General features: G+C 34.7%; 6 protein-coding genes. 3 read left to right on the forward strand and 3 right to left on the reverse strand.

Features of this window, described 5'->3' with window-relative positions:
- Nucleotides 1-94 precede the first annotated feature (94 nt).
- The 3 genes from ACIPNH_RS02050 to yihA are packed head-to-tail and all read right to left on the reverse strand — an operon-like array spanning nucleotide 95 to nucleotide 1,844.
- The gene (locus tag ACIPNH_RS02050) at nucleotides 95-325 is read right to left on the reverse strand and encodes a hypothetical protein (protein WP_400771424.1); all 231 of its coding nucleotides are present in this window, start codon (nucleotides 323-325) and stop codon (nucleotides 95-97) included.
- Nucleotides 326-334: 9 nt separating this feature from the next.
- On the reverse strand, nucleotides 335-1,246 hold the full coding sequence (gene argB / locus ACIPNH_RS02055) for an acetylglutamate kinase (protein ID WP_400771433.1): 912 nt from the start codon (nucleotides 1,244-1,246) through the stop codon (nucleotides 335-337).
- A gap of 4 nt (nucleotides 1,247-1,250) precedes the next feature.
- A complete protein-coding gene (yihA, locus tag ACIPNH_RS02060; RefSeq protein WP_151807719.1) occupies nucleotides 1,251-1,844 on the reverse strand; it encodes a ribosome biogenesis GTP-binding protein YihA/YsxC in 594 nt (197 codons plus the stop codon).
- Between the two features lie 98 nt (nucleotides 1,845-1,942).
- On the opposite strand from yihA, the gene prfA reads away from it, so the two are divergent.
- The 3 genes from prfA to ACIPNH_RS02075 all read left to right on the forward strand — a co-directional run.
- Nucleotides 1,943-3,022 carry a peptide chain release factor 1 gene (prfA, locus tag ACIPNH_RS02065; RefSeq protein ID WP_400771427.1) on the forward strand — a complete coding sequence of 360 codons (1,080 nt, stop codon included), beginning with the start codon at nucleotides 1,943-1,945 and terminating at the stop codon, nucleotides 3,020-3,022.
- Nucleotides 3,023-3,182: 160 nt separating this feature from the next.
- Complete coding sequence (locus tag ACIPNH_RS02070) at nucleotides 3,183-3,347, forward strand: hypothetical protein (RefSeq protein ID WP_400771430.1); 165 nt, start codon at nucleotides 3,183-3,185, stop codon at nucleotides 3,345-3,347.
- A 33-nt stretch (nucleotides 3,348-3,380) separates the two neighbouring features.
- On the forward strand, nucleotides 3,381-3,497 hold a 117-nt coding region (locus ACIPNH_RS02075; RefSeq protein WP_400771409.1), incomplete at its 3' end, for an IS630 transposase-related protein.

The raw sequence follows: 3,497 nt of genomic DNA on the forward strand, positions 1-3,497 counted from the left end.
TTCTTTGTCTTTTTTTCTGCTTGGTAAATTTCTTAAACATTTGCAGCATAGGTTAGTTGCAATTAAAAGCAGCTAAATCTTGCTTGTCAAGCGTTTAAAACATAAAAAACGCCAATATTTTAAAGCGGATAATAACCACGGGGCTTCTTTTGCCTTTTTTTTGTTTGGTAAATTTCTTAGTATTTATGGCTAAACGACAACCGTCATCCCGCTGCTTGTTAGCGGGATCTGAGATACCGCGAATGAATCGCGGTATGACGTAGATTGCTGTCATTCCAGTGTCAGCTACTTGAATGACACCCTCTTGGTATTCGTGTAGTTGCAAGCAGTATAGCTATAAATCACTCACAATCGATATGCTTGAATTATTCTCAGTAAATAAATCAAGCATAATGTTAGGTATTCTACCATCAACTATGTGAACAACTCCAGCATATTCCTCCGCCATTTTAACGTATGCCATAAGCCTTTCAATAAATTTTTCCCCTTTAATTTTCCCACAATCAATCGATGCATTCAAATTTTTAACAGATATCTTCCTGCCACCAATTTTATCTATTGCTTCATCTGTGTCACTCAAGATTATCATTTTAGATGCAGAAACTGCGATTGCGATTGCGCTTGCAGTGCTATCGGCATCAATATGATATGTTTCCCCATCTTTTCCATGACCAATTGGTGCAATAACTGGTATAAAATCTGATTCTTCAATAAAAAATAATATATCAGGATTGATTTCAGTGGGTCTACCGATGAACCCCATGTCTAATATCTTTTCGATATTATTTGATCTATCTTCTCTAAGCGTAGCGGTTATTTTTTCGGCTTTAATTAAGTTACCATCTTTTCCACATAATCCAATAGCTGAACCACCAGCAGAATTTATATGCTGAACAATTTTTTTATTAACTGAGCCACACAGTGCCATTTCAATGATTTTCATAGTGTCTCTGTCTGTAAGTCTGATACCATTCACAAATTTACTGTCCATACCCAGCACTTTTAACACCGAGTTAATTTCATATTCTCCGTCATGAATTATTACCGGATTTATACCAAGCTGCTTCAACAAGACAACATTATGCACAAAAGTGTTAAATAGTGTTTCATCTAAGATTATTGTACCACCGCATTTAATGACAAAAGTCTCGCCTACAAAGCTAGGTATATTAGATAGCACTTCAAATAATATTTCTGCTTTTTGTTCAAATGATACCTCACCCTTTAAGAATTCACTACTCTTCATTTTTTTATCTTGTAAACTTGAAAAACTCATCTCTTACCTTGGTTATTTTATGCTTAACACGGATGCTCATTTGATGAATTGACACATTCTCATTATTAATCCATCTTTGAATATCTTCTATAACAGCACCTAAGCTTTTTTGACTTACTTTATCTATTTTTGTTAGCACAACGTTAAAGTTAATGTTATTATATATTAACCAATAAATGAAGTCTTTGTCTATTTCTTTTAATCCTACCTTGCTATCTATCAACACAAACACTCTTCTTAGATTTCTTCTTTGAATTAGATAATACTCAATTAAGTTTAAATATTGTATAATTTCCTCCTTACCTGCATGAGAATAACCATACCCTGGTAGGTCAACAAGCCTGAACTTATCATTGTACATAGAGTAAAAATTTATTTGTCTAGTGCATCCAGGTTTAGAGGAAACTCTGGCAGCTTTTTTGCTGTTTATCAGTAAGTTAATCAGACTGGATTTTCCTACATTTGATCTACCAGCAAACGCAATCTCTGGAGCCGACTCATTTGGTAATGATTTTATGTCCGAAGCTCCAAATATGAAATTGCAGTTTGATGTTATCTGTTTTGCCATTATATTCAACTAGAAGGTAGTAGGTATATTATAGTGTTATTGCTTGATATAAGAAATTTTTTATTTCAGTATATATTACTTAGCTAGATCTGTGCTATATGGATATGGAAAATAATTTACAAGACTTAAAGAAAAAATTTAATGATATAGAGAGAAATTTGGAAAATCCTACCAATTTAAGTCAAAAAGAATTCATTACCCTTTCAAAGGAATACTCTGAGCTCAGGCCAATAATCAAGATAATTGACGAATATAACACGCTGAAAGAGGAAATTTCAGACTTAGAAGAAATAATGAAAGATGAAAACAGCGAAGGTGATATAAAAGAGTTAGCAAAAGAAGAATTCTTCGAAAAGCACAAGGTATTATTACCAAAAATAAAAGCAAAATTAAAGTTAGCATTATTGCCCAAAGATGAAGATGACTCAAGAAACGCAATATTAGAAATTAGAGCAGGTACAGGCGGAGAAGAAGCAGCATTATTTGCAGCAATGTTATTTCGTATGTATCAAAAATATGCAGAAAGAAGAAATTGGAAGTTCGAGCCAATAAGCATTTTTAATACAGGTATAGGTGGCTATAAGGAAGCTTCTGCACTCATTAATGGAACAGAAGTTTTTGCAAGGTTGAAATTTGAATCAGGGGTGCACAGAGTACAGAGAGTGCCAGAAACTGAATCCTCAGGAAGGTTGCATACCTCTGCCGCTACTGTTGCGATATTACCTGAAGTAGAAGAAGTTGACTTTAAAATAGAAGAAAAAGACTTACGAATAGATGTTTATAGATCCAGTGGTCCTGGAGGGCAATCAGTGAATACAACTGACAGCGCAGTAAGGGTCACCCACTTGCCAACAGGGATAGTTGTGATACAGCAAGATGAAAAATCGCAGCACAAAAATAAAGCTAAAGCGCTCAAAGTATTGAGGGCAAGGCTATACGAAATTGAAAGACAAAAAAAAGAAATGGAAAGGTCAACAATGAGGAAAAGTCAGATTGGCTCTGGTGATCGTTCCGAGCGCATAAGAACATATAATTTCCCACAATCAAGAATAACAGACCACAGAATTAATCTAACTTCACATCGGCTAGAGCAGATTATAAAAGAAGGCGAACTAGATGAATTTATTGAGGCATTAATCTCACGTAATGAAGCAGAAAGATTGGCAGGGGAAAGTTAGCAGCCTACAATGGAATATCTTTATTAATTACATAGGATCTTTTAAACGCAATAGATAGACAGTAAAAACAAGTTCTAGTACTATCGCGGATAAAACAAGAACAGCTACACTAATTGTTTGACCATTGTAAATGTAGCTTGTTAAGCCGATAAAAATAGCCATGATAAAAGCTCTAATGAACGAGACTGTAGAAGAAGCTGTGCCTTTAATTTCAGGGAAAACATTTATTGATGCATTAAAAATCACTGGCTGGAAAATTGCACAACCGATAGAAAAAATAATCATAGACAGTGTTATAGCTCTTTCCATAAAAGTCCGGATGTGATAGGATAAGGGTAGATGATGATAAGGAGGTTGAATGCCAGCAGCATATAGTTATGATTTAAGAAAAAAAGCAATGGAAGCGCTAGACGAAGGAGAAAGCAGAGAAACAGTGGCAGCAAGATTTAAGATTGGACGAACTACTTTATGGGAG

This window comes from Wolbachia endosymbiont of Drosophila barbarae (genome assembly GCF_044752445.1).
Classification (GTDB): domain Bacteria; phylum Pseudomonadota; class Alphaproteobacteria; order Rickettsiales; family Anaplasmataceae; genus Wolbachia; species Wolbachia pipientis.